Below are 26,377 nucleotides of genomic sequence, written 5' to 3'. Positions count from 1 at the left end.
CGGTCCCAAGCGTGACGTCACTGTAGCGTCTAATTTTTTGCAGCAATAGATTTCTGTTGGGGGAAGCCCTGCGGTCCCTACCCGATCGGCAAGATGATGGCGGAGGGGTGTGTGGGGTCGTGGAGGATGTGCTGGTCTGCCGCTCGGAGGGTGGTGGCGGTGGTGCGGGGTTCGCCGGTGCCCGGGTTGCGGTTGTAGCGGGGGAAGGCACCGCTGGATATCTGAACGCGGATGCGGTGGCCGCGCTTGAAACGGTAGGCGGTGGGCCACAGTTGGACGTCGGCGCGGGTGGTGTGGTCGGCTTCGGTGAGGCTCGTGAGGCCGTCGCAGATGTTGGTGGAGCGGCCCGCCTCGTCGACGTCGCAGAGGCGGACGAAGACGTCGGCGTGGGAGAGGCTGGAGCGGAAGAAGATCTCCGCACTGACCTCGCCGATGACCTCGACGTCCTCGTCCAGTACGGGAGTTGTGTAGGTCAGGACGTCGGGGCGGGCTTCGAGGGCCGTGTTGTCGACGCGGCCGGTCTTGACGCCGAAAGCCATGCGGACGCCGCCGACGGCGGGGGTGGGGTCGGCGGGGTCGTAGCGATAGGTGTCGGCGGGTGAGTCGGCGGGTGGTGTGCCGGGGGAGAGGCCGCCGTCCGGCTGGAGATGGAGGCGCCGGGGTTCGTATCCCGGGGGTGGCCAGGAGGGGAAGTCGCGCCACTTCTCCTGGCCCATGACGAACAGACGCACCGGCGCACGCTCCGCGGGCTGTTCGCCTCGGCACAGGGCGAGCCCGAAGTCGAGAGCCTCGCCGAAGGCCGCGGGGCCCACACCCATCGAGGTGTGCCCCCACGGACCGACGGTGAGGCGCAGGGGAGTGCGGCCGGTCTCCTGGAGGACACGGTAGTCGCGGAGCTGGCCGGGCAGGAAGATGTCGTACCAGCCGCCGACGCTGCTCACTGGCAGGTCGATGCCGGCGACCCGGTGGCGATGGTCGAGGTCCTTCCAGAACGGCGTGGTGTCGTCGTGTTCGAGGATGTTCTGGACGTAGTCGTAGCGGTGTCCCATGGCGGCGGTGTCGGCCTGGTTCAGGGGCAGGGTGTGCAGGGCGCGCCGGACCTTCTTCGCGCCCAGCATCGCGCGGGGCATCGCGAACTTCCGTTCCTGCCCCGCGACCTGGACGGCCCAGCCGAACGGCGTCTCCAGGGAGAAGCCGTCCGCGCGGAGGAACTCCAGCGTGAGGGCCGACTCCGAGACGACCGGGATCATGGCCTTGACCTGGGGTGGTGCGGCGTCGGCGACGGCCCACTGCACGAAACCGAGGTAGCTGGGTCCGTAGAGGATCATCGAGTCGCCGAACCACGGCTGTTCGATCACCCAGTCGAGGGTGTCGAGACCGTCCTCCCGCTCGCGTCGGAGCGGGTCGAAGGGGCCGTCGGAGCCGAAGGTGCCGCGGGTGCTCTGGACGAGGACCTGGAAGCCGCGCTCCGCCAACGGCCTGGCCATCTGGCCGCCGACCAGGCCGGCCCTGCCGTAGGGGATGCGGACGAGTGCGGTCGGCAGGCCGTCGCCGCCGGACTTCGGGATCCAGCGGTCGGCCAGCAGGACGGCTCCGTCGCGCATCGGCACACGCAGGTCGCGCTCGATGGTGAGGTTCCTGGTGACGGGCGGAGGAAGGCGCAGGGTGCGCTGGACGATATGGCTACCGAGGTTCATCAGGGGTGCCCTCCTGGTGCGGGAGCGGGCGTGGGGCGGTTGTGGGTGAGCGCCGAGGTGACGCGGAGCAGGCGGTCCGCCAGCTCCTGGGGGACCAGGGGGTCCTCCGCGTCGATCACCCAGTCGTTGACGATCGCGCCGGTCCCACCGGTGACCAGGGCCTTCAGGTCCTCGGCCGTGGCCTCGTCGAGGTCGCCGAACTGTTCCCGCAGGCCCGCCGTGGTGATCAGCGAGCCGAACAGCCTGTTCAGCGCTCGGGTCATGGGGAAGGCGCAGGACCCGGTGAGCATCGCGCGGTAGAAGGGCCGGTGCCGGGCGAAGTGCCGCGTCATGGCCAGCAGGCGCTCGTGGGGCGAGGTGCTGTCGGTCCCCGCCGCGGCGGCGATGAGCTCCCGCTCGACCAGGTCGGTCGCGGCCGCCACGAGAAGCGTGTCGCGGTCCCCGAACTGGATGTACACCAGCTGCCTGCTGACGTCGGCGGCCTCGGAGAGGTCGATGACGGGGAGGGCGGTGGTGCCGCGCTCGGAGACCAGGCGGACGGCGGCTTCCATCAGGGCGGCGCGGGAGCGGAGCACGCGGCGGGCTTGTCGATCCTGCATGACTCAGAGACTAGACAGGTGTCAAAAAATTGGCAACTGTTAAATCAATGGACTCATTCACTATGACCAGGGCAGGACCAGCGCGCCCCAGGCGACGATGGGTCCGAGGGCGACGATGCCGCCGGTGTATCCGATGACCTGGCGGTAGAAGCGGCGGGGGTCCACCCCGCGGGCGTTGCTGAGGACCAGTGCGCCGTTGGTGGAGAAGGGTGAGGTGTCCACGATCGTCGTGGAGACGGCGAGTGCGGCGATCAGCCCGGCGGCGCTGAGGTGGCTGGAGAGCAGCAGTGGTACGGCGATCGGGATGATCGCGGTGAGGATCGCGGTGGAGGAGGCGAAGGCCGAGGTGATGGCCACGGTGAAGCACAGCAGCAGGGCGACGGCGATCGGGGCGCCGAGATTCGCGGCGTGTTCGGAGATGTTCTCGATGATGCCGGCCTTCTCCAGCATGGCGATGTAGGTCATCATGCCCGCGACCAGCAGCAGGGTGGACCAGCTGACGCCGTCCACGGCCTTCTCCTGTCGCTTCATGTCCACCAGGGCGAGCAGGGCACCGGCCGCCAGGGCCAGGAAGCCGATCTCCAGGTGGAAGCCGAGCGCGCCGACCACGAGGGCGACGAGGCAGGCGAGGGTGAGCCACTGGCGCCAGTCGGGCCTGCCGGACACGGCGAGGTCCTCGTCCTCGGCGGCCTGTTCGCAACCCTCGGCCAGCGGGACGGGCCGCTTGGCGAGCAGTACGTAAGTGAGTGCCGAGAGCACCAGGTTGATCACGAAGCTGGCGCTGAACAGCGTCACCGCGGAGACGTGCAGTTCCGTCTTGTCGACCAGGCCGAGCACCAGCGCACCGGACACGGCGAGCGGGGAGAACGCGCCCGCGTGTCCGCCGCTGATCACCATCATGCCGACCACCAGCGGGTTGAGCTTGTAGCGGTAGGCGAAGTTCATGCCGATCGGTGCGAGGATCGCGACCGCGGCGGGAGTGAAGGTGCCGAACGCCGTCAGCAGGGCGGCCACCAGGAACAACACCCAGGGGATGAGCGCGACCTTGCCGCGCACCAGCCGTACCCCGGCCGCGACGAGCCAGTCGATGGTGCCGTTGCGGCGGGCGACGGAGAACAGGTAGGTGACCCCGACGATGGTGACGAAGAGCTTCGCCGGGAACCCCTCGAAGATCTCGTCCTCGGTGAGGCCGAGCGAGGCGGTGCCGACGGCGAAGGTGGCGACGAAGGCGAGGATGCCCAGATTGATCGGCAGCACCGTGCCGACCACGAACATCACCAGCAGCGCGCCTATGGAGATCACTTCAGCAGACATCTTTGTCCTTGGTGCAATGGGGAGGGGCGCGCCCCGAGGGCGCGAGGGTATCCCGGTGCGGACGGCTGGGGGACCGGCCGACCGAGGTGATGTCCGTCCCGGTTCAGGCGGCTTGCGTGTGGCCGGTTTCCGGGACGTGGACGCGTCCTGTTTCCGGGACGTAGATGCGCGCGTCGGCGAGCAGCCGGGCCGCGCGTTGCACGGTGACCCGCCGCGGCAGGCCGTCCCGTACGTCGGTGCAGCGGACCGCGACGATGCCGGCGGGTGTGCCGAGACGCAGCCATTCCTCGGTCGGGCCGCCCGCCGTCCGGCAGACCACGGAGCCCTCGACGAGCCCGGCCGCCGCGACGGCGACGGCGGAGGTCAGGCCGATCGCGGGGTGCGGGGCGTTCATGCTGAGCATGCGCACCGAGATGTCGTAGTCCTCCGCCCCGATCCGCTCCCCGAGGGTGGTGGTGTACGGCACCGGCGGGCCCACCAGGCCCACCTTGGGCACCGCGTCGCCCGGTTCCTCGCCCGGCTCGAGCAGCCCCATCAGCGGTGCGGCGGTATGACGCACGCCGCGCAGCCAGGGCACGTCCGTGCTGATCCGTTCCAGGGGCTCGGCGCCGGTGCGGCCGGAACCGAGGGCGTCGACGAGGACGACGGGGGCCCCGGCGTCCACCATGCTCACCCGTACCGGTTCGGCGGCGGCGACCCGCAGGTCCTGCGCGGCCCGCCCGGTGGGGAGCAGTAAACCGGTGGTGCCGCCGGCCGGATCGCGGAAGGTGAGGCCGACGGCGACCCCGCCGGCGCGGGTGCCGGGCACGGTCTGGCGGCCGAAGTGGTGAACGACGCCGCCGGTGGTGTCCACGAGCCCTTCGAGGACCGCGCCGGTGTTGGTGTTGCGCATCACCACACGAGTCCGGTCACCGGCGATCGCCACCATGCCCTTCGCGACCGCGTACAGAGCGACCCCCGTGGCGCAGTTGCCGCAGTTGCTCGTCCACTCGACGGAGCCCGTGCCGATGCCTACCTGGGCGAAGAGATAGTCCACGTCCACGCCGGGCTCGGGGGAGGCGCTGACCACCGCCGCCTTCGAGGTGGTGGGGGTCGCCCCGCCCACGCCGTCCAGTTCCCCGGGATCGGTGGCGCCGTACGCGGAGACCAGCAGCTTCTCCAGTTCGCCACGGCCGGTGGGGACGTCGACCTGGTTGAACAGCCAGCACTTGCTGGTGCCGCCACGCACCAGGGTCGCGGGAGTGTGCACGTCTGGACTCTTCCTTGATCAACGAAGGGGAGGGAAGGGCCGAGACGGTGGTTAAGGGCGCGTTGCGCGCCGGTGAACCGCTCGGCGATTGCGGAGACCTTCGCAGAGGCGTGACTTCGGAACAATCGCAGTTCGCTTCACATGGGTTTAGCTCAGCTAAAGTCGGAGGCATGCTGAACGTGCGCCGACTGCTGCTGCTCACCGAGGCCACCGAACGCGGTTCGCTCACCGCCGCGGCGGAGGCCCTGGGCATGACCACGTCCGCCGCCTCCCAGCAGATGTCCCTGCTGGAGCAGGAGGCCGGACAGCCCCTGATCGAGCGGCTCCCGCGCGGTATCCGCCCCACCCCGGCGGGTGCCGCGCTGGCCGGACGCGGTCAGGTGATCCGCCGCGAACTGCGTGCCGCGCAGGCCGACCTGGATTCCTTCACGGCCCTCGACCAGGGCACACTGCGGCTCGGGTCCTTCCCCACAGCCAGCGCGTCCCTGCTGCCGCTCGCGCTCACCCGCTTCCGGCGCAGCCACGCGGGCATCCGCATCGAGGTACGCGCCGGGGTCCTCGCGGAGCTCCGGGAGATGCTGCACACCGGGGAGGTGGAGCAAGGGCTGCTCTGGGACTACGAATGGAACCGCCTCGACGATCCGGCGCTCTCCCTCACCCACCTCCTGGACGACCCCACGGTGCTGGTCGTCCCCGCCGACTCACCCCTGCGCACGCATCCCTCCGTGCGCCTGGGCGACCTCGCCGATCAGGAGTGGATCATCCGCGCCGACAACCACCCCGTCGCCGATGTCCTGCGCCGAAGCTGTCGGCAGGCGGGATTCGAGCCGCACATCGCCTACTCCTCGCACGACTACCAGGAGGCGCAGGCCATGGTCGCCGCCGGGCTCGGCATCGCCCTCGCCCCCCGCCTGGCCCTCACCAGCCGACGCAGCGACGTACGCCTCCTGCCCTTCGCCTCCGACGTACCGGCCCCCACCCGCCGCATCCTCCTCGCCCGCGCCGCGGCACGCCCGGCCACCCCGCCCGCACAGGCGATGGCCCGTGTGCTGCGCGCGGTCGCGCAGCGGTTCACCGCCCCCGGCCTCAACCGGGCCCAGCTCGGCGCGGTCCGGCGCGGGTGACGACGCGGCGTCGGCCCGGGGTGATCTCGTCCGCCGCCCGATGCCGGGTTGCCGTTCTCTGATCGAGCCGACCTGGCGTCGCCGTCCCTCGCTGTCCCCGCGCGTCGTGCGAGCCGCTGGTGTGGGCGAAGCGGCCCCGGGTGTTATTGAATGAGGTGTGCGGTCAGGAATCTCGGGGCCCTGTCGCCCGGGTTCTGGCACGGCCCCGGCGCTGTGCCGGGGTTGGCGAGCGAGCTGAGAGAGCCGCATGGACTCCACCCCCTCCCCCTCGTCCGCGTCGCCGTTCGACATGGTCAGCGGCGCCTTGGGGCAGTACATCCCACGGGGCGGGGCGGCAGCGGCCGCCGGTGCTGCCGACCCGCAGGGCGACAGTGCCGCTCGCCGACGCGTACCCGCCCATCCAGCCCCCGGCCGTCAGGAGCAGATCCTCGGCGCGGTCAATCTGGACCGGGAGCTGAGAATCACCCGCTGCAATCTGGGCGCCCCCGTTTTCGCGGGGGTGGAGGCCGTGACCGGGAGCTCTTTCGTCGACCTCCTGCCTCCCTGGGACGTACCGACGGTCACCCGGCGGTTGCGGCAGGTCCTCGAGACCGGTGAGCCGCACGTCGCACGGGTCCAGCGCCTGCGGCGCGGCGACGGGTCGGAGCTGGTGGTGTCGATGAGCATCCTGCCCGCCGCGGCGCCTCAGGAGGGCCTGACCGTCTCCCTGATCGCCATGGCCAGGAGGCTGCACCTGTACGCGGCCGAGACCGCGATCGGCACCTCGTTGGACATCGGCGAGACCGCACAGTCCCTGGCGGAGTCACTGCTGGCCTGGGGAGACGTGGCCGCCATCGACCTCGACCTCGCCGTGTGGACGGGCGAAGTGGTCACCGAGCAGCCGCAGCGGCGTATCCGGCTGCGGCGTGCCGCCCTGGTGCCGGACCGGGCGTGGCCCGACGGCTATGTGACTCCGGGCGACGATCTTCCCAGCGACGCGAGCCGCTTGCTGTCGCGGGCGATACGGCGTGACGATGCCGCGCAGGCCATCGTCATACCCGACCGGCAGGCGATCGAGCGGGCACTCGGCAGTGCGCGGCTGGTCCGTGCCCTGGTGCCCAGCGACCGGGCGGCGGGTGTGGCGTACATACCGTTGGTACTGAACGGAGCGCCGCCCGTCGTTCTGGGGGTGGCGGAGGTCTGGCGGCGGGCGGACCGTCCCTTCCACGACGGCGAGCTGCTCGACCTGCAGGAGCTGGTGGCCAGGACCTCTCATCACGTCGACCTGGCCCGTCAGCACCAGCGCGAGCACACGCAGGTGCTGGCCTTGCAGCGCCGACTGCTGCCGCGGTCCGGCGGCGACACCATCGAGACCGCCAGTGTCTACCAGCCCGCCACCCCCGACAGCGCGGGCGTCGGCGGCGACTGGGTGAACAGCTTTCCGCTGCCCGACGGCCGTACCGCGCTGGTGGTCGGTGATGTCGTCGGGCACGGCCTGGGAGCGGCGGCGACCATGGGGCAGCTGAGCATGGAGGCCCGCGCGCTGCTGTCCGCGGGGCTGGCGCCCAACGAGGTGCTGGAGCACCTGGACGAGACCGTGACGCTGCTGGACGACACGGAGTCCGGGCTGGTGGCCGGATACAGCGCCCTCGGATCGACCTGCTGCATCGCCGTCTACGACCCGGTCAGCCACCAGGTGGCGCTGTCCAGCGCCGGCCATCTCCCCCCGGTCCTGGTGCCCCCGGAGGGGCCCGCCGGCTCCGTCGCGGTACGTCCGCACCCCGGGCTGGGCGCCGAGTTCGCCCTGCGGGAGCCGTTCGACGTGCACGTGTTCGACGTTCCCCCGGGCTCGCTGCTCGCCCTCTACACCGACGGCCTGGTGGAGGACCCCGCCCTGTCGATCGACGAGGGCATCGGCAGGCTGGCGGACGTCGTGTCCACCGTGCACCCCTGGGACGCCCTGCAGCAGGCCGCGCGGCGCGTGGTCTCCGAGCTGGCGCCCGTGCGCCGGCGCGACGACGTGACCCTGCTGCTCGCCCGCATGATCGGCTACCGCAAGGGGGACACCGCGACCTGGCGCCTGCCCGCCCGCGGCGACGCGGCCGCCCGGGCCCGTGTGCTGGTCTCCGCGCTGCTGGTGCAGTGGCACACCAGAGCCGACACCCGGGACAGCGTGCTGCTGGTGGTCAGCGAACTGGTCGCCAACGCGGTCCGCTTCGCCGAGGGACCCATCACGATCCGGCTGATCAGGGCCGGTCACGGGCTGCTGTGCGAGGTGGGCGACACCGGCAACGGCAGGCCGCGGCTCGGCCGGGGCGGGCTCCTCGACGACGGTGGCCGTGGCCTGCACATCGTGCACGGACTCACCACCCGGTGGGGGGTGCGGTGGACCGACACCGGCAAGGTGGTCTGGGCGTCCGTGGCGACAGTCGCGAGATGACGCGGCTGGGCGTGGGCCGGGTGAGGTGCGCTCGTCGAGCGGTGCCACCGGCGGTACGGGCGGCCCGACCGCTGGTACGGGTTACAGCCACTCCCCTTCCAGGGCGGTGGCCGTGAGGCCCGGGGCCGCCGCGTACAGGACGGCACGACTGCCGGGTTCCTGCCCGGCGTCGTGCGCTCTGCGCAGGATGTCGAACACGGCGGCGCCACCGCGGTTGCCGCTGGTGTAGCTGTCCCGGCTGTAGTCCAGCAGCCCCGACGGCCACCCGTCGGGCATCGTCTGCTCCATGTACTCCAGGACGCGTGTCCCGCCGGGGTGCGCGAGCAGGACGTCGGGGTGCCAGGAGCCGGGGTCGTCCTGGTAGCGGACGCGCAGCCACTCCCACATCGCGGTGACCGTCTCCTGCACGGCGCGCGGCCCGCGCCGGTCCATCACGAAGTGGGTGCCGTCCTCCCGGGTCTCCAGACGGTGCAGATCCTGGGTGCCGGGCAGGGTGTGGTGCCAGGCGGCGTCCAGTCGCAGCACCGACTGGGGCCTCGGGCGGCCCGTGACCACCGTGGCGACCGCGGTGTCCGCGAACAGCAACCGGACGATCAAGGACTCCAGAGTGTCGTCCGCGGGCTGGTAGGTCGTGCTCAGCGCCTCCGATATCACGACCAGCACCACCCGGTCGGGGTCCGCGGCCACGAGATCCGCCGCCAGCGCCAGTGAGCGGGTCCCGGCGACGCAGGCCCACTGCGTGGCCGGGAGCAGCATCACGTCGCCGCGGAGCGGGAGATCGTTGGCCAGGGCGACGTCAAGCCCCGGCAGCGCCGGGGTGGTGGAGTTACTGGTGATCAGGCAGTCGACGTCCGAGGGGTCCAGCCCGGCGATCTGCAGGGCCCCGCGCGCCGCACGCTCCCCGCCGGACCGCACGGCCGCCCAGGCCGGCGCGGTGCGCTCCTGGACGCTCTGCGGCGCGGGTATCGCCTCGAGGGCGGCGATCACGCGATCCACGTCCTGTTCGGTGAACCCGTCACCGGCCAGGGCGTCTCGGGCGGGCCCGACGCCGGCGGCCGGCAGGGCGTTCCCCTTGCCGGGTGCGACGGCGGTCTCCAGCGGCAGCATCCACCCGCGGTTCTCGATGCCCGTACTGGCCGCGATGGCGTCGATCCGCGGCGCCCACGCCGCGTGCGGATGCCGGTCGCGCACCTCCGCCACGATCTGGCTGGTCTTCACGGTGTGCTCGCCGTGGATCACGGCGGGCGGGCACAGGTAAGCGGCCATGATGGGCACCTTTCTCGGGGGGCGAGGCGGAGCATCATGAACGCTGTGTCATGGATCACTTGGGCGCGGTGTGTCCAAGTCCATTTCGGCGCGCTCCACTTCGGGCTTCGGTAGCCGTTCCGAGAGTGGACTTAAATGGACATTTGCGCTGTGATCTGGGCAACTTAGGTCGTTTTTGCCGTGCGTGACATGGCGCACACTGCGCTGCTCGCCCCCCGAAGGCCCTCAGTCGAGACAGAACTCGTTGCCCTCGATGTCCTGCATCGAGATGCAGGACTCGTTGTCCTCATCGGCGAGCAGGAGCTGCACGCGTACCGCGCCGAGAGCGACCAGTCGTGCGCATTCGGCCTCAAGCGTGGCCAGGCGTTCTTCCCCCACGAGTCCGGTGCCGGCCCGCACGTCGAGATGCACCCGATTCTTGACGACCTTGCCTTCGGGAACGCGCTGGAAGTAGAGGCGCGGTCCCACCCCTGAGGGATCGACGCACGCGAACCACGCACCCTGATCCGCGGGAGGCAGAGAACGGTTGAATTCGTCCCAAGTGGCGAACCCCTCCGGGGGCGGCGGTACGACGTACCCCAGCACCTCGCACCAGAAGCGAGCGACGCGCTCGGGTTCCGCGCAGTCGAAGGTGACTTGGAACTGCTTGATCGATGACATCGGCGCACCATAGCGCTTCGCCGGCCAGGCCACCGCCAAATCCGTTGGACATGCCCTGGGCTCTCCATGACGATTCGCGCTATGACAGACAGAGCCGAGCGCCGTACCCCAGTCCCCGCGAGCACCACCAGGTCGGTGCGTTTCGTCGAGTTGTCGAGCACGGCCATGAGCGCCTTGCTGAAGGACGACTTGGCTCAGGCCGGTACCGAAGCCGGTGTCGCGCTCCCCGACTACTTCCTCACCGACAGGGCGAAGTGGGTCTGGCGGTATCGGGTCGGTCAGCTGGACGCGGACCCGAATTGCGCGGGGTGGCTCACGCGGATCGTGGTGGCCGAGCCGGAGGGTACCGTCGTCGGGTATGCCGGGTTCCACGGCCCGCCGGACGAGGCGGGCATGGTGGAGCTCGGCTACTCGGTGGTCCCCGCCCACCGTCGTCAGGGCTATGCCAGGGCGATACTGACCGCGCTGGTGCGGTGGGCCGCTGCCGAAGCCGGCGTCAGGATCGTGCGGGTGACGATCAGTCCTGACAACACGGCGTCCCTGGCCACGATCGCAGGGTTCGGCTTCGTGGAGGTCGGAGAGCAGTGGGACGAGGAAGACGGCCTCGAACTCGTCTTCGAGGTTCCCGCCTGATCGAGCCGGCCGACCGGTTCGACGTGTCCGGCGACCAGCAACCCGGCAACCCATGAGGAGTCCTTCCATGTTCCGCGGCCTCAGTGCCTTCCCTCTCACGCCCACGACGGAAGAGGGCATCGACGAGCGGGCGTTCAGCGCCCTCGTCTCCCGCCTCGCCGCCGCGGGTGTCGACTCCATCGGCGCCCTCGGCTCCACCGGCGGCTACGCCTACCTCACACGCGAGGAGCGCGCCCGCGTGGCGAGGCTCGCGGTCCGGGCCGCCGACGGTGTGCCGGTCATGGCCGGCATCGGGGCACTGCGCACCTCGCAGGTGCTGCGCGTCGCCGAGGACGCGCAGCAGGCGGGCGTGTCCGCGGTCCTGCTCGCCCCGATGACGTATCAGCCCCTCACCGACGACGAGGTGTTCGGCCTGTACGAGAGCGTCACCCGTGAGCTGTCGGTGCCGCTGTGCGTGTACGACAACCCGGGCACCACCCAGGTCCACTTCACCGACGAACTCCACGGCCGTATCGCCGAGTTGCCGAACGTGGCCGCAGTCAAGATCCCGCCGGTGCCCGAGGACCCGGCAGCCGCGCGACAGCGTGTCGCGGCCCTGCGGGCGCTGCTCCCGGACACGGTCGGCATCGGTGTGAGCGGCGACTGGGCGGCGGCGGCCGGACTGAACGCCGGATGCGACGCGTGGTACTCGGTCGCCGGCGGCCTGTTCCCGGCCACCGCCCTAGCCCTCACCCGGGCCGCCCGGGCCGGCGACGCGGCGGGGGCCACGGCTCACTCCGAGCGGCTGGAACCCCTCTGGGAGCTCTTCCGCCGGTACGGCGGCCTGCGCGTGATGTCGGCGGCCGCCTCGCAGCTGGGCCTCGCGACCGAGCCGAATCTCCCGCTGCCCCTGCGGGGCCTGCCCACCGACGCCCGACAGCGACTGGTCACCGTCCTGGAGGACCTCGCGCTGGGACCGAGCGCGTGACGGTCCTGCTTGAGCTCGGCGGGGTGACTCACGCACAGTGCCTGGCATGACCGCTGCCGCCGACATCCTCGTAGGACGACCGCACGTCGATCTGTGCCGCCAGTCCAGCGCGACCTGTCGCGGCTGACGACCAAGAGCCCATGAGTTCCCCGGCGGCGTAGGGCCACCGGGTCGTCAGCCTTGGCGCGTCCGCGTCCCCACAGCACCATGCGCACCGGCCAAGGCTGCGGGCATCCCCCTTTTCGGGATGCTCGCCCAGTGGGCGAGGGGGCCGCCTTCAACACCTGGGTCGTCTTCGCCATCACCTACGCGATCGGAACGCTGAAGCTGGACCGTACGCCGGTGCTGCTCGCGGTCACCGCGGCGGCGCTGGTGATGGCCGTGCTGATCCCCGTGTTCGGGGCGGCGGTCGGCCAACGCGGAGCCCGTCGCGTCTACCTCACCGGCATGGCCGCGTTCTCCGTCTCGGTCCTCCCGGCGTTCTGGCTCTTCGGCACCGGCGGGACCTGGGCCTTCGCGGCGGCGCTGATCGTGACACTCGGGGTCGTGCACGCCTGGTTCTACGGCCCGCAGGGCGCCCTGTTCGCCGCCCTCTTCGCCACCCCGGTCCGGTACACGGGCATGTCCTTCGTCCACCAGGTGCCCGGCATCTTCGCGTCCGGCATCACCCCGCTGATCATGACCGCCCTGCTGGCACCCGGTTCGGGCCGTCCCTGGTGGGCATGTGGCTGTCTGGCGCTGACCGGACTGGTCAGCGTGTGGGCGACCGGCCGGCTGCGGGACGGGGATCTGCACGTCCCGACCGGACCGGCGTCCCTGACACCGTCATCGACCACAAGGGGAGCGAGGGGCGGTCAGTCGTCCTGTGCCCACGGCCCCAGCTTCTCCGGGTTGCGGATCGCCCAGATCCGGGTGACGCGTCCGTCGGAGACGTCGAACGCGGCCACGGTCATGACGACGCCGTCGTGCAGGGCCACCAGACCGGGCACACCGTTGACCGAGCGCTCCAGGAGTTCGAGTCCGGGAGCCTTGTCGGCGATGGCGACCATGTACTGGGCGATGCGGGCGCCGCCCTCGACCGGGCGCAGGACCGTGCCGACCATGCCGCCGCCGTCGGCGGTCATCACGGCGGCCGGGTCGAGGAGTCCGACGAGGGCCGCGATGTCCTTCGTCTCCCATGCCTCCTTGACGTGCCTCACCACGTCGGCCCGGCCGGTCGCCGGCGCTGGAGCGCGCGTGACACCCACCCGCCGGCGGGCGGAGGCGGCCAGCTGCTTGCAGGCCGCAGGGGTGCGGCCGAGAACTCCGGCGATCTCGGCGAACGGGTAGCGGAAGACGTCGTGCAGGACGAACGCCACCCGCTCGGCGGGCGTCATCGACTCCAGGACGACGAGGAAGGCCATGGCCACCGACTCGTCCAGGACGATCTGGTCGGCGGGGTCCGCGGGGCCGGTGGCGTCGGCGCCGCCCGCACGGTCCCACTCGGTGCGGTCGGGCAGCGGCTCGGGCAGCCACGCGCCGACATAGCGTTCACGGCGCGCCCGTGCCGAGCCGAGCAGGTCCAGGCAGATGCGGCTGGTCACCGTCGTCAGCCAGGCGCCGGGGGACAGGATCTCCTCCTGCCGGCTCAGGGACAGCCCGTACCAGCGCGCGTAGGCATCCTGTACGGCGTCCTCCGCCTCGGTCACCGAACCGAGCAACCGGTAAGCGACATTGATCAGTCGTCGTCGCTCGCCGGCTACCCCGTCCGTCCTCGTCCCGGCACTCCCCATGCCCCCGGCCGCCCCCTCGCCTTACCTTTCGCGGACCCGCGTCGTCGAGCTGGTGAGACCTTATCGATCTACCGCCCGACGGCGGGAAAAGGGGACTGTGACATGGCCACTCAGGTGACGGCATCGGCGAACGCCCGGCGCACTTCCTCGTTCCTGCGGATCGCGATCGCCCTGCAGACCCTGACCATCTTCCTCCAGGCGGTCTCGGCCGGACTGCTGCTGACCTCGTCCTACGGGGCGATGCTGCACGACGTCGGATCCCGGGTGATGTACGGGGCGTCGATGCTGTACGTGCTCGCGGCGGTGCTGGCGTGGAAGCCGGGCGGCGGCTCGCCCCGGCCCGTCCTGCACGCCACGGGCTTCCTCGTACTCGCCTCGGTCCAGGTCGTGGTCGGCATCGCGCACGTCCCGTCGGTCCATCTCCCTCTGGGCGTCCTGATGTTCGGTCTGAGCCTGCTGGCGTTGGCCCGGCGCTGAGACCCGGCGCGGGGCGGCACCCGGTCACCGGCTACTCGTCGGACAGCGTGAGATCGGGAACCCGCCAGGCCGCGATCACGAAGGCGACCAGGGACACCGCGGCGCCCATGAGGAAGACGAGACGCATGGAGGCGACATAGCCCTCCAGGAACGGCCACGCCGCGCTCGGGTCGAGGGCGCGCAGGAACGCGGAGTCCTCCAGGTCGACGCCGCCGTCGGGGCGGAGCACTCCCGTCAGGGCGTGCGCGTTGTCGGGCTGGGCCAGCAGCCGGCGGTAGGCCGGGTCGTGGCGGGCCTCGGCCAGGCGGTCGGCGATGCTGCCGGCCGCCGTGGTGAACAGGACCGACAGGAACGCGGCGGTGCCGACCGTGCCGCCGTTGGAGCGGAAGAAGTTGACCGACGCCGTCGCCGCGCCCATGTCCGTACGGGGCACCTCGCACTGCGCGAGTGTGGTGAGCGTCTGCATCGACGCACCGAGCCCCGCGCCCATCAGGGCCATGCCGAGCGCCGGGTGCCACAGCGGGCTGTCCGCCCGTAGCGTGGCGAAGACGAGCATCGCCGCGGTGAACGAGCCGACACCGGCGACGAGATGGACCTTGAACCGGCCCGTCCGGGCGATCATCCGGCCCGTCAGCAGCGTCACCGCGAGGTTCGCGGCGACCGTGGGCAGGGTCGCCAGGCCCGCCGCGATGGGGCTCATACCGCGGACCAGCTGCAAGTAGAGCGGCAGCGTCGTCATCGCGCCGAACATGCCGATGCCGACGACGAAGTGCAGCCCGACCCCCAGCCGGAAGGTCCGGATGCGGAACAGGCGCGGCGGCAGCAGCGCGGCGTCGCCCGACCGACGCTCGACGACGAGGAACACGGCAAGGCCCGCCACACCGATCGCGTACATCGAGAGGGCCAGGGGCGAGTCCCACCCCCAGGTACGGCCCTGCTCCGCGACGGTCAGCAGCGGCACGATGCCCACGGCCAGGGCGAGCGCCCCGGCGTAGTCGAGCCGGTGCCGCACCCGCCGGTGCGGGAAGCGCAGCACCCGCATGATCGTCACCGCGGCCGCGGCGGCGAGCGGCACGTTGATCAGGAAGATCCAGCGCCAGCCGGCGATGCCGAGCAGCTCGGCCCGGTCCGCGAACGCACCGCCCACCAGCGGGCCGACGATGCTGGCGCCACCGAACACGGCCATGAAATAGCCCTGGTAGCGGCCCCTTTCCCGCGGGGAGGTGATGTCGGCGATGATCGTCATCGCCAGCGACATCAGCCCGCCGCCACCGAGACCCTGAACGGCGCGGAACGCCGCGAGTTCATAGACGGATGTGGCACAGCCGCACAGCAGTGAGCCGACGGTGAACAGGGCGATCGCGGCGAGGTAGACGGGCCTGCGCCCGTGGATGTCGGAGAGCTTGCCGTAGAGCGGCGTCGCGAGGGTGGCGGTGATGAGATACGCGGTCGTCACCCATGCCTGGGCCGTCAGCCCGTGCAGGTCGTCGGCGATGGTCCGCAGCGCGGAGGAGACCACCGTCTGGTCCAGCGCCCCCAGGAACATGCCGAGGACCAGGCCGGACATGACGGTGGTGATCTGCCGGTGACTGAGCCGCGGGGGTATGTCCCCGGACGCGCCCTGTTCTTGGGTGTCGGAGAAGGTCACGTGTCGTCCTTGGGGTGGGGGCGGGTACAGCTCGCGGGTAAGGGCCGCCCCGGGGGTTCCGGAGCGGCCCGTACCCGGGGAACCGGGCGGTCAGCCGGCGATCTTCGCCAGGTCACCGACCGCCTGATCGACCTCGGGCAGCGTCAGCATCGCCAGCTGGGCCGACCGGGCCCGCGCCCGGGGCCCGGGATCGGCGAGGAGCCCCCGGCACGCGTCGGCGATGCCGGCCGCGCTGCGGTCCGTGATGTGACGGCCGAGCCCCAGCTCCGCCACCCGGTCCGCGTTGGCGGGCTGGTCCCCGAAGTGCGGCAGCACCGCCAGCGGCGTGCCGGTGCGCATGGCCTCGCGGATGCTGTTGAAGCCGCCGTGCGTGACGAACACGTCGACCGACTCCAGCAGCAGCGGCTGCGGCACCCGCTCGGTGACATGGACGTGCCCGGGCAGGCCCTCGGTGTCCACCGGAATCCCGGACGTCGACACGACCACCGTGCAGTCGTCCAGCTCGGCCGCCGCCCCCACGATCGCCTCCAGGCTCTCGGTGGGGTCCGGCAGCTTCACGGGCAGGGACGTGGCCCGGTCCGCCATGCGCTCCCGCATCACCGGCAGGGCGGTGCCGATCGCCGCGTACACCAGCGGCCGGTCCGTGGGCAGCCGGGCGAGCCAGTCCGGCAGCACACCGCCCCGCTCGACGTCCACCGTCTGCCGGTAGGCCCACGCCTCGCGCAGATGCCGGGCGAAGGAGAAGGCGGAGGGCACGTAGTCCACGCGGCCGTGCGGAACGAGGGACAGCGGGTCGTCCCGAACGGGCAGCCCCAGCTCCTCACGCCGCTCGTTCAGCCGCGGCAGCACCTCGCCGGGGTCCAGGATGTTGCTGAACCCCGAAGGCGTCGGCAACTGCGGTACGCCCAGCAGCTCGGCGGTCAGCACCGCGCCCATGTCCATGCCGTCCCGCAGGATCACATCCGGCCGGAAGTCCTTGGCCAGGGGAAGCAGGATGTCCAGGTGCGGCTTGACTCCCGGGCCCGCCACATGCCGCATCAGCAGCCTGGTCAGTGCGTCCGTCGGCTCCGTGAGGTCGGCGGTCTCCTGGAGCTCGGCGAGGTACGGACCCATCGCGGCGAGCGGATCGAACTCCGGCAGGGCGGCGTTCACTTGGACGTCGTCGTCACGGAAGACGGGCGCGAGGGCTTCGGTGGTGACCACCAGCACTCGATTTCCGGCCTTGGAGAGGGCGCGCAGCAGGGGCAGTTGAGCACGGCCGTGGGAGGGACTGCCGAGCGTGGTGCACAGAACCCGCATGGATGGGCCTTTCTCTTGGAGTCTCTTCGAGGGAGGGACGAGGCGTCACGCCACCCGTGCCGGCGCCTGCGCGCGCCCGATGCCCTGCCAGGTCAGTCCGGCCCGCGCCAGGCGGTCCGCGTCCAGCAGGTCGCGGAAGTCAAGGACCTCGTGGCCGGTCATACGCGCGGCGATCGCCGCCCAGTCGAGGTCGCGCAGCTCCGGCCACTCGGTGAGGACGAGACAGGCCGCCGCCCCCTCCGCCGCCCGCACCGGGTCGTCGGCGAGCTCGAGCAGATCGCTCAGGTCGGGCCGCTCCGCGCGCAACGCCGGGTCGTACGCCGTGAGTTCGGCGCCCCGCTCGCGCAGCAGCCGGGCGATGGAGAGCGCGGGCGAGTCGCGCAGGTCGGAGGTGCCGGCCTTGAAGGTCAGTCCGTACAGGGCGAGCCGTACGCCGTGCAGCGAACCGTCCTCGGCGCGCCCGCAGGCGGCGGCGACCCGGTCGACGAGCTGCCGCTGATGGGCGACGTTGGTCTCGATGGTGGCGCGCAGCAGCGGGAAGTCGACCCCGGCCAGATCGCAGACGGTCAGCAGGGCGTGGGTGTCCTTGGGCAGACAGGAACCGCCCCAGCCGGGCCCGGGCCGCAGGAAGTCGGAGCCGATGCGCGGGTCCCGGCCTATGCCCTCGGTGACATCGGCGATGTCGGCGCCGAAGCGTTCGCAGACGGTGGCGAGGTTGTTGGCGAAGGACAGCTTCATGGCGAGGAAGAAGTTCGCCGCGTACTTGGTCAGTTCGGCGCTTGCGGCGTCGGTGAGCACCAGCGGAGCGTCCAGTGCGGCGTACAGGCCGGCCACGCGCCGGGCCGCGTCCCGGTCGGCGGAGCCGATGACGATCCGGTCGGGGTGCAGGAAGTCCTGGACGGCGCGGCCCTCGCGCAGGAACTCCGGGTTGCTCACCACGGCCACGTCGTCCCGGCCGAGCAGCGCGGCCACCCGCTCGCACGTACCGACGGGCACCGTCGACTTGTTGACGACGACACAGCCGGGCGGCAGTACGTCGCGGATCTGCGCGGCCACGGCCTCCACGGCGGCGAGATCGGCCGCGCCGCCCGCCCCCATGGGCGTGGGCAGGCACAGGAACACCACCTCCGCCTCGGCGACGGCGGCCGCGGTGTCGCCCGTGAATTCGAGCCGGGCCGCGTCCAGGGCGTCCCGGACGGTCTCGGGCAGCCCGGGTTCCAGGATGTCCACCCGGGCCTCGCGCAGTCGCTCGACCTTGTGCGGGTCGGCGTCCGCGCACACCACGAGGTGCCCGAGAGAGGCCAGACAGGCGCCGGTTGTCAGTCCGACGTAGCCGGTTCCGATGAGGGCGACGCGTCGAGCAGGCACAGAAGATCACCTTTTCCGGTCGGTGGGGGTGCCCGGGTGCGACGGCTTCCGGACGTGCGCCGTCGCGTCCTGCGGGCAGACCTGGAAGGGCCGACTCCGTCGTACGGCCCGGGAACAGCGAGGACTCAAGTCACCAATCGTTGACCTGAGTCAGGTATGTCATGCGGTCAGAACGCAGGTCAACGATTGATGACATCGGTCGGTGACTTTGAGACAGTCGCCCGCAGGCTGGAACATGGGCGGATGGCCGAAGGGCCGTGGACCACGGAGGTGCGGTACGTGACCGGAGCACACAAGGGCGAGGCGCCGAAGACGGCGGCCTGCCGGCCCGCCCACAAACGCTCGGCGTCGGGGACGCGTACCGCACTGCGGGCCGCCGCGGCCTTCCGCTTCGGCAAGTACGGCTACGAGGGCACCAGTGTGCGCGACATCGCGGGCGACGTCGGTGTGGACGCGGCTCTCGTCTACCGCTACTTCGGCTCGAAAGAAGCGCTGTTCAACGACGTGTCGGGTACGGGCAAGATATTCGAGCCGCTGCTGGACGAACCGGTCGAGGCGATACCCGACTGGTTCTGCGCGCTGCTCATGGGCCCGCCGAGGGAGGGCGACTTCCCGCATCCGGTGCTGTCCGTGCTGCGCTCCTCCGGCCGGGACGAGGCGGTGGCGCGGCTGCGGGCGGACTTCACGGAGGTGTTCTCCCAGCGCCTGGCCGCCCGGCTCGGCGGCCCCGACGCGGACCTGCGGGCGGAACTCCTGGCAGCCTGGATGCTCGGGACCAGCCTGATGCGATCGGAGATCCGCCCACCCGCCCTGGCCTCGGTGCCGGACGCCACCCTGGAGCGCTATCTCCGGGCGGGCATCGAGGTCCTGCTGGGCCCTGTGCCGGGGGACGGCGCGGGGATGTCCGGAGCCGGGGACGGGGAATGCGGCATCGGCGACAGCTGATCCACGCTCGCCCCGGCTGAGGCGCGGGACCTCAGACGGCGGCTCGGGGCCGGGCCGGGGTGAGGTAGTACCCGGCGGTCCGCGTGGCGTGCGGGGCGAGCAGGTCCAGCAGCTCGTCGGCCGCGAGCTTGAGGAGGTCGCCGTCGCGCTCCGCGTGGAGGGTTTCCAGGACGAAGGCCACGTGGGTGGAGTCCTCGGTGACGCGGGTGCGGTGGGCGTCGCGGTGGTTCCAGTGCCGTGTCAGGACCCCGGTGGCGTCCGCGTAGATGATCTCGCCGGGCTTGGGGTGCTCGACGGTGCCGGGTTCGCCGAGCGGGGTGAAGGACTCGGTGCCGTCCGCGTGGCGGACGCTGATGTCGCCGGTGACCTGATCGAGGTCGAAGGCGCCGGCGGGCAGGCCGTGGCGGACCGAGACGGCGTTGTAGGAGTCGACGGCCGGATTGATGCGCGGCAGCGTTCCCTTCTTCGCGAAGCGACGGCCGAGCGCGTCGACGCTGGGGCGGATGCGGCGGGGGTTGGTGCCGAAGGACCGGTAGGCGGTGTGCCAGGCCTCGATGCGGGGGTCGGCCTCATCGGCCGGACGCCAGACGCCGGCGGCGATCTGCTGCTCCAGCTCCTCCAGCGCCGCGCTGGTGTGCGGCCAGGGCTCCCGGCCGCGCAGGCCGACGGCGGTGACCAGGGCGATGAGGGTGCTGGGGAAGGCCTCCGCGACGGCGGGGGAGAGGTGGAAGGAGGTCATGGGAGGGGTTTCCCTTTCCAGCGGAGCGATCACAGCACGTCCCGTACCATTCAATGGAACGACCAGACCGTACAATGCAACGACCGGATGATGTCAACCAAACGACCGCGTGGTGCAGTGGAATGGTCGTTGGTGAGGAGGGAGATCACATGGTCGAGACGGCCGCGGCCCTGCGGACGGTCGCGCACAACGTCCGCGCGGCGCGCACCCGGGCCGGCCTGTCCCTGGAGGAGCTGGGCCGCCGGGCCCAGGTGAGCAAGGGGGCCCTGGTCGCCCTGGAGAGAGCCCAGGGCAACCCCAATCTGGCCACCCTGGTCCGGCTGGCCGACACCCTCGGCATCTCGGTCTCCGCGCTGATGCAGGGTCCGCCCGAAGGCCGGGTCCGTGTCGTGGCCGCCGAAAACGTGGCACCCCTGTGGACCGGCGAGCGGGGCAGCGAGGCCCGCCTCATGCTGACGACCTCGGGCCCGGCCCCCGTCGAGGTCTGGCGCTGGCGCCTGGAGCCCGACGAGGAATACCCCAGCCATCCCCACCAGGCGGGAGTCGTGGAGACCGTCAGTGTCACCTCCGGCCGCATGACCCTGATCGTCGACGGCACGGAACACACCCTGGAAGCCGGTCGGACCGCCACCTTCGAAGGCGACACCCCGCACACCTACCGCGGCTCCGGCACGGAACCCTGCGACCTGATCATGACGGTCCACCTGCCGCCCGCGCCCTGAACCGCCGCCTCAGCTCGACAGAGCCGCGCCCGAGCCCAGGTGTTCCCGCAGCCACTGCTCCGTGTTGCTCACATGAAGCAGTGCCGCCGCCTGACTGAGGGCCGCGTCACGGGCGGCCAGGGCGTTGAAGATCGCCTCGTGCTCGGCGAGGGTCCGGCCCGCGGCCCGGGCGTCGACCAGACCGCGCCAGATGCGGGCACGCAGGGTGCGGCCGGAGATGCCCTCCAGCAGGGTGAGGAGGCTCTCGTTGCCCGTGGCCGAGACGACGGCGCGATGGAAGGCGGCGTCATGGGCGTTGAGTCGTTCGACATCGTCACGGGCCTCGCGCATGGCATCCAAGTGCCGCTCGACCTCGGCCAGTTGGGAGACGGAGATCCGGGTGGCGGCCAGCGCCGTGGCGACCGGTTCGAGGAGCCGTCGTACCTCCATGAGGTCCTGGAGCGCGGCCGAGTCGCCCTGCAGCAGCTCCACCGCACCGCCGAGCCCTCCGAGGAGCAGGCTCGGCTGGAGGCTGGTCACATACGTGCCGTCGCCCCGCCGCACCTCCAGGACCCGGGCCACGGCCAGCGCCTTGACCGCTTCGCGCGCCAGATTGCGGGACAGGCCCAACTGGGCGGCCAGGTCCGCCTCCGCAGGGAGCTTCGAACCGGGAGGCAGGGCGCCCGTCCTGATCAGCTCGCGAATCTGCTCGATGGCCTTGTCCGTCAGAGACAACGCGCACTCCTCGCCGGCCGGATGGTGCCGGGAAACATACCATGTCTGGCTGATCGGTAAGCCTGGTAAGTAATGAAATGCCAGGGAATGCGCAGGGTTTGCTGACGCATTCCATTCTGTCGTACCCGTTGACATCCCATCACTCAGGGTCGATCTTCGTGCGTAACGTCTCCTGCCCCCTCATACCAGGGATGTCTCCATGCCGATGTCTTCGATCAACAGACGCCAGTTCCTCGCCAGTGCCACCTGCGTGGCCGCGGCGGCCGGCGCCGCAGGTGTGCTCGGTGCCGGCGGAGCGCAGGCGGCGCCCCGGAGGTACACGCCCGACTGGGGTTCGGTGGACCGGCACCCGCCGGCCCCGGAGTGGTTCCAGGACGCCAAGTTCGGCGTCTACTTCCACTGGGGCGCCTTCAGCGTTCCGGCCTACGACAGCGAGTGGTACCCGCGCAACATGTACGCCGGCGGCAGCAGCGCGAACAAGCATCACATCGCGACCTACGGCAGCCCGTCGGCGTGGCCGTTCCACAACTTCATCGACGGCGCGCGGGATCTGGCGGGCAACACCGTGCAGTTCGCGCCGAAGCTGAAGTCGGCGGGCGGGAACTTCGACCCCGACGAGTGGGCGCAGCTGTTCGTCGACGCGGGCGCGAGATTCGCCGGCCCCGTGGCGGAGCACCATGACGGCTTCTCCATGTGGGACAGCCAGGTCAACGAGTGGAACTCGGTGGACAAGGGCCCGGGGCTCGACCTGCTGCGGATCTTCACCACGGCCATCCGGGCCAAGGGCCTCAAGCTGCTGGTGGCGATGCACCACGCGTACAACTACAACGGCTACTACGAGCACGCGCCCGCCCAGACGGACCCCAGCCTCAAGAAGCTCTACGGGCAGTTGAGCGCGACGGAGGAGAACCGGCTCTGGTACGACAAGCTCAAGGAGGTCATCGACCGGGCCGAACCCGACATCCTCTGGCAGGACTTCAAGCTGGACGCCGTCGACGAGACACAGCGGCTGAACTTCCTCGCGTACTACTACAACCAGGCCATCGGCTGGGGCCGTGAGGTCGTCGCCACCTACAAGGACGGCATGAACGGCAAGGGGGAGGTCTTCGACTACGAGCGCGGCGGCCCCGCCGACCTCACCGCCCCGTACTGGCTCACCGACGACAGCATCTCCAGCAACAGCTGGTGTCACACGCAGAACATCGGCTACTACAGCACCCAGCAGATGCTGCACTCCTTCATCGACCGGGTCAGCAAGAACGGCAACATGCTGCTGAACATCGCACCGCAGGCCGACGGCACCATCCCCCAGGTCCAGAAGGACATCCTGCTGGGCATCGGAGACCATCTGAAGCGCTTCGGCGAGTCGGTGTACTCGACCCGCGCGTGGACCGCGTACGGCGAAGGGCCGACGAAGATGGGCGGCGGCTCCTTCACCCGGCCCACGGCCGGCACCGCACAGGACATCCGCTTCACGCGCAACAAGGCGAGCACAGTCCTCTACGCCACCGTGCTCGGCTGGCCCGGCAGCTCACTCACCATCAAGACACTGAACTCGGACCGGATCGACCTCTCTTCGCTGACCTCGGTGAAGCTGCTCGGCTCCACCGCGGGCACCTGCACCGACCTGCCGAAGCCGGCACAGAACTCCTCGGGGCTGACGGTCACCCTGCCGTCCCAGGCGCCGTACAGCGCCGACGCCTACGTCCTGAAGCTCGCGTTCTCCGGCCGGATCCCCGGCCTGCGCCCGCTGACCGGTGCCGTCGGCTACCGGGATGTGAACCACTCCGGCGTCGCCGCCGTGCTCCCCGTCGGCGACTACACCGCGGACGAACTGACCGCGGCAGGACTGGGCACCCGCACCCTCTCCTCCCTGCGGCTGGCCCCGGGCTACCAGGTCATCGGCTGGTCCGGCGACCACTTCACCGGCACCTCCTGGACGTTCACCGCCGACACCGCCGACCTCCGGGGCACCGGCGGCAACGACCGGGTCTCCTCGCTCAAGGTCCAGTTCAGGCCCTCGACGTACTTCCGCGTCACCAACGTCACCGACGGACTGGCCCTCGACAGCGGCGGCGACGTCGCCTCCGGGGCCGACCTCAAGCAGTGGACCTGGGACGGCAGCCACCATCTGCAGTGGCAGGCGGTGGAGGTCGGAGGCGGCTACTACAAGCTGGTCAACCGCGCCAACGGCATGGTCGCCGACGGCTGGGGCGCCACAACCGACGGTTCCGCCGCCCGGCAGGCCGCCTGGAACGGCGGAGACAACCAGCAGTGGACGATCACCCACCGGGGCGACGGCCGCTGTTCGATCGCCAACCGGGCCACCGGACTGGTCCTCGACGGCGGTGGCGACGTGCCCTCGGGCTCCGTCACCAAGCAGTGGACGTACGGCAACAGCACCAACCTGCTCTGGACGTTCACGGCCCTCTGACGAACAGGACCGCTGCCCCCGCGCCGTCAGGGACGCCGGCCGAGTCCGGTGGCCGGGTCGAACACCGCGCTGTAGCACCAGTGAGCGGTGTGCATCGTGAAGTCGCAGGTCACGGGTCTGACCTGATTGGCGAGTTGGGTACTCGTGCCGGTCGGCGGCCGATGACCATGACGTAGGTCATCGGGCAGGTCCGGGTCCGGCGGGATGCCGGGTTCGGCTGCGCCCGCGACCGGCCCCCGATTACGGTCCATGAGCAGGTGGGCACGGCGTGAGAGTGCGGGGGATGCAGGAGCGGCAGTGGATCACCGCCCGCCGGGTCGCCGCGCGGGGGCGGTTGCAACGGCGGACCGGCCTGCCGGAGCGCACGGCGCCGAGACTTCACTTCGCCGCCCCGACTCGCCGCCCATCACACCCCGTGGCACGGGCGGCGACGCACATCCCGGTGCAGGGGATCTGCAAGACGGTGTCTGTCGGCATCAAGCGCCGGTCCGGTGCGACCCTGGAACCATCGAACGCCGCGCGGTCCGCGGCTCAAAGGAGCAGAACAGTGCCGAATCGGGACAGCCCGACCGGACACGGGGGCTGATGGGGCGCCCCGCTCCGGGCCTGGCACCGCATGCAGCCTCGTTCGTCCGGATCAGATCACAACCCGGAGCACCCCACACCGAAGGCCGAGTGCGGGGTGCTGCTGTGGAGAACTTCACCGCGGTGGTCGCTCGTGCCGCATGGCGTACGAGCGACCACCGCAGAGCACCTTCCGAGCGTGGAGGGCGGCTGTGTCAGCGCAGCTCGAAGACCAGGATGACGGCGTACATCAGGGTCGCCGGAACAAGAATCAGGACGCCCGTGACGAGCAGGTTGCGCAGGTTCGACGACCGGGCCAGGCCCATCGCTCCCACCATGTTGCCGTTGGGGAACGGACCGTATGTGTCCAGCTTCGAAGCGAACAGCAGCACGATCACCCAGGCATTGACGGTCACGCCGATGCTGGTCGCGAGGTCACCGAAGACCTTGTCGAGAAGGACCACGTGTGCGGCCGCCGCTCCAGGAGCGCCGAGCATGCCCAGCAGGGCGACCACTGCCACGAATGCCAGGGGGGACATCGAGCCGAGGTCGTCGTTGAACATCGTGCGCAGCACGTCGAACGGCTTCAAGTGCTCGACGGCGATGAAGAAGACGGCCATCAGCCAGAACAGGAAGAACATTCTGAGCTGCGTAGAGGCTCCCCGCATCACGTGCTGCGCTGTCGCAAGGACCGGCAGGCCGCCGGCGACACCGGTGACGACAGCGATCACCGGCAGGGCGAGCAACGGAAACGATGTGCCGGCGCCGGCAGCGATGGCGTAACCGACGCAGACAGCCAGGGTGACAGCGAAGGCGACGGTCGCGTGGGTGCGCCGAATACCGGGGGTCGGCTCGTCGGTCTCGGCGGCCTCCGAGCCGTCATATTCATCACCGGTGTTCTCGGTACGCCGTTGCATCCACGGGATGACGATCATGCCGCCGATGACAGAGATCACGGCCAGCGGGGCGGCACCGTAGAGCAGGTACTGCGGGTAGCTGACGCCCGCTGCGTCCATGATCGCCACGTTGGTTCCCGCGAAGGGGGCGACGGCCAGGCCCGCGGAGCCGCCCAGAAACATCATGGCCGCTGTCGCGGAACGCGTGAAGCCGAGACGGGCGGCCACCGGGAGCAGCAGCGGGGCCGCCACGGCCAGCGCTCCCGCCAGAGTGCCCAGCGCGGCGACCAGGACAAGGCAGACCAGCATGATGCCGAGGATGGTGCGTTGGGGACTCTTGTCGCCGGTCACCCGCAGCATGGACTTGACGATGGTGTCGGCGGTACCGGTGATGCGGAGAATCTCACCTGTGCCGGCGCCGAGCATGATGATCAAGCCGATCATCGTCACGGTTTCTCCGAGCGAAGCGCCGAACATGTCCCCGATGGCGCTGGGAGCCGGCAGGAGCATGAGCAGCACGCTCATCACCGACACGGTTGTCGCGATGAGGATGTCCATCCCCAGCAGGGTGAGCGTTGAGAAGAAGACGACTGGCAGCAGGCCCCACAGCGTCGGTGGCGACGTCGCGATCCCTGCGATCAGGGAGGCAACCAGGCCGACAGCGGCTGTCGCAGGGACAAGGCGGCGCCCTTTGGGCTCTGATTGGTCTTTCGGGTTGAGCGCCATCTCGGACTCCTTGGTGGGGGACGTCGCTACAGCGGTCGTAGGACCGGTCCGCGGGCTGTCGTGCAATTCGCTCATGGCGTGCCTCCGTGTCGGTTGGATGAGTGGCTTTCGAGCGGCGGCACGGACGGTCCCTGCCGGGAGAGCG

Annotated in this window: 22 protein-coding genes; 9 read left to right on the top strand and 13 right to left on the bottom strand. The window is 70.8% G+C overall.

The genetic code is table 11. From position 1 onward, the window contains the following. Nucleotides 1-77 precede the first annotated feature (77 nt). From ACIBK5_RS25840 to ACIBK5_RS25825, 4 genes are all read right to left on the bottom strand, one after another. Complete coding sequence (locus ACIBK5_RS25840; RefSeq protein ID WP_399022897.1) at nucleotides 78-1,697, bottom strand: CocE/NonD family hydrolase; 1,620 nt, start codon at nucleotides 1,695-1,697, stop codon at nucleotides 78-80. Next, nucleotides 1,697-2,296 carry a TetR/AcrR family transcriptional regulator gene (locus ACIBK5_RS25835; protein ID WP_399022895.1) on the bottom strand — a complete coding sequence of 200 codons (600 nt, stop codon included), beginning with the start codon at nucleotides 2,294-2,296 and terminating at the stop codon, nucleotides 1,697-1,699. The genes ACIBK5_RS25840 and ACIBK5_RS25835 overlap by 1 nt, the downstream gene beginning before the upstream one ends. A gap of 60 nt (nucleotides 2,297-2,356) precedes the next feature. Beyond that, nucleotides 2,357-3,610: an SLC13 family permease gene (locus ACIBK5_RS25830; RefSeq protein WP_399022893.1), complete on the bottom strand. Its 1,254-nt coding sequence runs from the start codon at nucleotides 3,608-3,610 to the stop codon at nucleotides 2,357-2,359. Between the two features lie 103 nt (nucleotides 3,611-3,713). Then, the gene (locus ACIBK5_RS25825; RefSeq protein WP_399022891.1) at nucleotides 3,714-4,859 is read right to left on the bottom strand and encodes a PrpF domain-containing protein; all 1,146 of its coding nucleotides are present in this window, start codon (nucleotides 4,857-4,859) and stop codon (nucleotides 3,714-3,716) included. A 170-nt stretch (nucleotides 4,860-5,029) separates the two neighbouring features. Here ACIBK5_RS25825 and ACIBK5_RS25820 point away from each other — a divergent pair, with 170 nt between their 5' ends. Together ACIBK5_RS25820 and ACIBK5_RS25815 are read left to right on the top strand one after the other, a co-directional pair. After that, entirely contained in the window at nucleotides 5,030-5,983 is a 954-nt protein-coding gene (locus tag ACIBK5_RS25820; RefSeq protein ID WP_399022889.1) for a LysR family transcriptional regulator, read from the top strand. A gap of 247 nt (nucleotides 5,984-6,230) precedes the next feature. Further along, complete coding sequence (locus ACIBK5_RS25815) at nucleotides 6,231-8,402, top strand: SpoIIE family protein phosphatase (RefSeq protein WP_399022887.1); 2,172 nt, start codon at nucleotides 6,231-6,233, stop codon at nucleotides 8,400-8,402. Nucleotides 8,403-8,483: 81 nt separating this feature from the next. On the opposite strand, the gene ACIBK5_RS25810 is transcribed toward ACIBK5_RS25815, so the two are convergent. Both ACIBK5_RS25810 and ACIBK5_RS25805 read right to left on the bottom strand, forming a co-directional pair. Beyond that, nucleotides 8,484-9,668, bottom strand: a complete 1,185-nt coding sequence (locus tag ACIBK5_RS25810; protein WP_399022886.1) for a type III polyketide synthase — start codon at nucleotides 9,666-9,668, stop codon at nucleotides 8,484-8,486. 225 nt (nucleotides 9,669-9,893) lie between these two features. Then, entirely contained in the window at nucleotides 9,894-10,328 is a 435-nt protein-coding gene (locus tag ACIBK5_RS25805; protein ID WP_399022884.1) for a VOC family protein, read from the bottom strand. A gap of 81 nt (nucleotides 10,329-10,409) precedes the next feature. On the opposite strand from ACIBK5_RS25805, the gene ACIBK5_RS25800 reads away from it, so the two are divergent. From ACIBK5_RS25800 to ACIBK5_RS25790, 3 genes are all read left to right on the top strand, one after another. Further along, nucleotides 10,410-10,961, top strand: coding sequence for a GNAT family N-acetyltransferase (locus ACIBK5_RS25800; protein ID WP_399022882.1), 552 nt, complete (start codon nucleotides 10,410-10,412; stop codon nucleotides 10,959-10,961). Between the two features lie 67 nt (nucleotides 10,962-11,028). Continuing rightward, a complete protein-coding gene (locus ACIBK5_RS25795; protein ID WP_399022880.1) occupies nucleotides 11,029-11,928 on the top strand; it encodes a dihydrodipicolinate synthase family protein in 900 nt (299 codons plus the stop codon). Nucleotides 11,929-11,974: 46 nt separating this feature from the next. Then, nucleotides 11,975-12,055 carry a putative leader peptide gene (locus ACIBK5_RS25790; RefSeq protein WP_350839683.1) on the top strand — a complete coding sequence of 27 codons (81 nt, stop codon included), beginning with the start codon at nucleotides 11,975-11,977 and terminating at the stop codon, nucleotides 12,053-12,055. A 727-nt stretch (nucleotides 12,056-12,782) separates the two neighbouring features. Here the strand turns inward: ACIBK5_RS25790 and sigJ are convergent. Beyond that, nucleotides 12,783-13,700: an RNA polymerase sigma factor SigJ gene (gene sigJ / locus ACIBK5_RS25785; protein ID WP_399022879.1), complete on the bottom strand. Its 918-nt coding sequence runs from the start codon at nucleotides 13,698-13,700 to the stop codon at nucleotides 12,783-12,785. 102 nt (nucleotides 13,701-13,802) lie between these two features. Between sigJ and ACIBK5_RS25780 the strand changes: the two genes are divergently transcribed. Next, nucleotides 13,803-14,177 (top strand): hypothetical protein, encoded by a 375-nt coding sequence (locus ACIBK5_RS25780; RefSeq protein WP_399022877.1) that lies wholly within the window; start codon nucleotides 13,803-13,805, stop codon nucleotides 14,175-14,177. A 31-nt stretch (nucleotides 14,178-14,208) separates the two neighbouring features. On the opposite strand, the gene ACIBK5_RS25775 is transcribed toward ACIBK5_RS25780, so the two are convergent. The 3 genes from ACIBK5_RS25775 to ACIBK5_RS25765 form a co-directional block, all read right to left on the bottom strand. After that, complete coding sequence (locus ACIBK5_RS25775; RefSeq protein WP_399022875.1) at nucleotides 14,209-15,825, bottom strand: MDR family MFS transporter; 1,617 nt, start codon at nucleotides 15,823-15,825, stop codon at nucleotides 14,209-14,211. A 90-nt stretch (nucleotides 15,826-15,915) separates the two neighbouring features. Further along, complete coding sequence (locus tag ACIBK5_RS25770; RefSeq protein ID WP_399022873.1) at nucleotides 15,916-17,124, bottom strand: glycosyltransferase; 1,209 nt, start codon at nucleotides 17,122-17,124, stop codon at nucleotides 15,916-15,918. A 45-nt stretch (nucleotides 17,125-17,169) separates the two neighbouring features. After that, nucleotides 17,170-18,492: a UDP-glucose dehydrogenase family protein gene (locus ACIBK5_RS25765; protein ID WP_399022872.1), complete on the bottom strand. Its 1,323-nt coding sequence runs from the start codon at nucleotides 18,490-18,492 to the stop codon at nucleotides 17,170-17,172. Nucleotides 18,493-18,771: 279 nt separating this feature from the next. On the opposite strand from ACIBK5_RS25765, the gene ACIBK5_RS25760 reads away from it, so the two are divergent. Further along, nucleotides 18,772-19,437 (top strand): TetR family transcriptional regulator, encoded by a 666-nt coding sequence (locus ACIBK5_RS25760; protein WP_399022870.1) that lies wholly within the window; start codon nucleotides 18,772-18,774, stop codon nucleotides 19,435-19,437. A 31-nt stretch (nucleotides 19,438-19,468) separates the two neighbouring features. Here ACIBK5_RS25760 and ACIBK5_RS25755 read toward each other — a convergent pair whose 3' ends face one another. Next, nucleotides 19,469-20,176 (bottom strand): B3/4 domain-containing protein, encoded by a 708-nt coding sequence (locus tag ACIBK5_RS25755; RefSeq protein ID WP_399022869.1) that lies wholly within the window; start codon nucleotides 20,174-20,176, stop codon nucleotides 19,469-19,471. A gap of 149 nt (nucleotides 20,177-20,325) precedes the next feature. On the opposite strand from ACIBK5_RS25755, the gene ACIBK5_RS25750 reads away from it, so the two are divergent. Continuing rightward, complete coding sequence (locus ACIBK5_RS25750; protein WP_399022867.1) at nucleotides 20,326-20,898, top strand: helix-turn-helix domain-containing protein; 573 nt, start codon at nucleotides 20,326-20,328, stop codon at nucleotides 20,896-20,898. Between the two features lie 9 nt (nucleotides 20,899-20,907). Here the strand turns inward: ACIBK5_RS25750 and ACIBK5_RS25745 are convergent, their stop codons facing one another. Beyond that, nucleotides 20,908-21,612, bottom strand: a complete 705-nt coding sequence (locus ACIBK5_RS25745; protein ID WP_399022866.1) for a FadR/GntR family transcriptional regulator — start codon at nucleotides 21,610-21,612, stop codon at nucleotides 20,908-20,910. A gap of 199 nt (nucleotides 21,613-21,811) precedes the next feature. On the opposite strand from ACIBK5_RS25745, the gene ACIBK5_RS25740 reads away from it, so the two are divergent. Continuing rightward, entirely contained in the window at nucleotides 21,812-24,046 is a 2,235-nt protein-coding gene (locus tag ACIBK5_RS25740; RefSeq protein WP_399022864.1) for an alpha-L-fucosidase, read from the top strand. A 779-nt stretch (nucleotides 24,047-24,825) separates the two neighbouring features. Here ACIBK5_RS25740 and ACIBK5_RS25735 read toward each other — a convergent pair. Continuing rightward, complete coding sequence (locus tag ACIBK5_RS25735) at nucleotides 24,826-26,232, bottom strand: Na+/H+ antiporter NhaC family protein (RefSeq protein WP_399022862.1); 1,407 nt, start codon at nucleotides 26,230-26,232, stop codon at nucleotides 24,826-24,828. Between the last annotated feature and the right edge of the window lie 145 nt (nucleotides 26,233-26,377).

It is taken from the genome of Streptomyces sp. NPDC050546, from assembly GCF_044457425.1.
Classification (GTDB): domain Bacteria; phylum Actinomycetota; class Actinomycetes; order Streptomycetales; family Streptomycetaceae; genus Streptomyces.
This window is presented reverse-complemented; position numbering and strand designations above follow the sequence as displayed.

Excerpts from the sequence above, each read along its gene's own strand:
- ACIBK5_RS25840 (WP_399022897.1), bottom strand. The coding sequence starts at position 1,697 with ATGAACCTCGGTAGCCATATCGTCCAGCGCACCCTGCGCCTTCCTCCG.
- ACIBK5_RS25835 (WP_399022895.1), bottom strand. The coding sequence starts at position 2,296 with ATGCAGGATCGACAAGCCCGCCGCGTGCTCCGCTCCCGCGCCGCCCTG.
- ACIBK5_RS25830 (WP_399022893.1), bottom strand. The coding sequence starts at position 3,610 with ATGTCTGCTGAAGTGATCTCCATAGGCGCGCTGCTGGTGATGTTCGTG.
- ACIBK5_RS25820 (WP_399022889.1), top strand. The coding sequence starts at position 5,030 with ATGCTGAACGTGCGCCGACTGCTGCTGCTCACCGAGGCCACCGAACGC.
- ACIBK5_RS25815 (WP_399022887.1), top strand. The coding sequence starts at position 6,231 with ATGGACTCCACCCCCTCCCCCTCGTCCGCGTCGCCGTTCGACATGGTC.
- ACIBK5_RS25810 (WP_399022886.1), bottom strand. The coding sequence starts at position 9,668 with ATGGCCGCTTACCTGTGCCCGCCCGCCGTGATCCACGGCGAGCACACC.
- ACIBK5_RS25805 (WP_399022884.1), bottom strand. The coding sequence starts at position 10,328 with ATGTCATCGATCAAGCAGTTCCAAGTCACCTTCGACTGCGCGGAACCC.
- ACIBK5_RS25800 (WP_399022882.1), top strand. The coding sequence starts at position 10,410 with ATGACAGACAGAGCCGAGCGCCGTACCCCAGTCCCCGCGAGCACCACC.
- ACIBK5_RS25795 (WP_399022880.1), top strand. The coding sequence starts at position 11,029 with ATGTTCCGCGGCCTCAGTGCCTTCCCTCTCACGCCCACGACGGAAGAG.
- ACIBK5_RS25790 (WP_350839683.1), top strand. The coding sequence starts at position 11,975 with ATGACCGCTGCCGCCGACATCCTCGTAGGACGACCGCACGTCGATCTG.
- sigJ (WP_399022879.1), bottom strand. The coding sequence starts at position 13,700 with ATGGGGAGTGCCGGGACGAGGACGGACGGGGTAGCCGGCGAGCGACGA.
- ACIBK5_RS25780 (WP_399022877.1), top strand. The coding sequence starts at position 13,803 with ATGGCCACTCAGGTGACGGCATCGGCGAACGCCCGGCGCACTTCCTCG.
- ACIBK5_RS25770 (WP_399022873.1), bottom strand. The coding sequence starts at position 17,124 with ATGCGGGTTCTGTGCACCACGCTCGGCAGTCCCTCCCACGGCCGTGCT.
- ACIBK5_RS25755 (WP_399022869.1), bottom strand. The coding sequence starts at position 20,176 with ATGACCTCCTTCCACCTCTCCCCCGCCGTCGCGGAGGCCTTCCCCAGC.
- ACIBK5_RS25750 (WP_399022867.1), top strand. The coding sequence starts at position 20,326 with ATGGTCGAGACGGCCGCGGCCCTGCGGACGGTCGCGCACAACGTCCGC.
- ACIBK5_RS25740 (WP_399022864.1), top strand. The coding sequence starts at position 21,812 with ATGCCGATGTCTTCGATCAACAGACGCCAGTTCCTCGCCAGTGCCACC.
- ACIBK5_RS25735 (WP_399022862.1), bottom strand. The coding sequence starts at position 26,232 with ATGGCGCTCAACCCGAAAGACCAATCAGAGCCCAAAGGGCGCCGCCTT.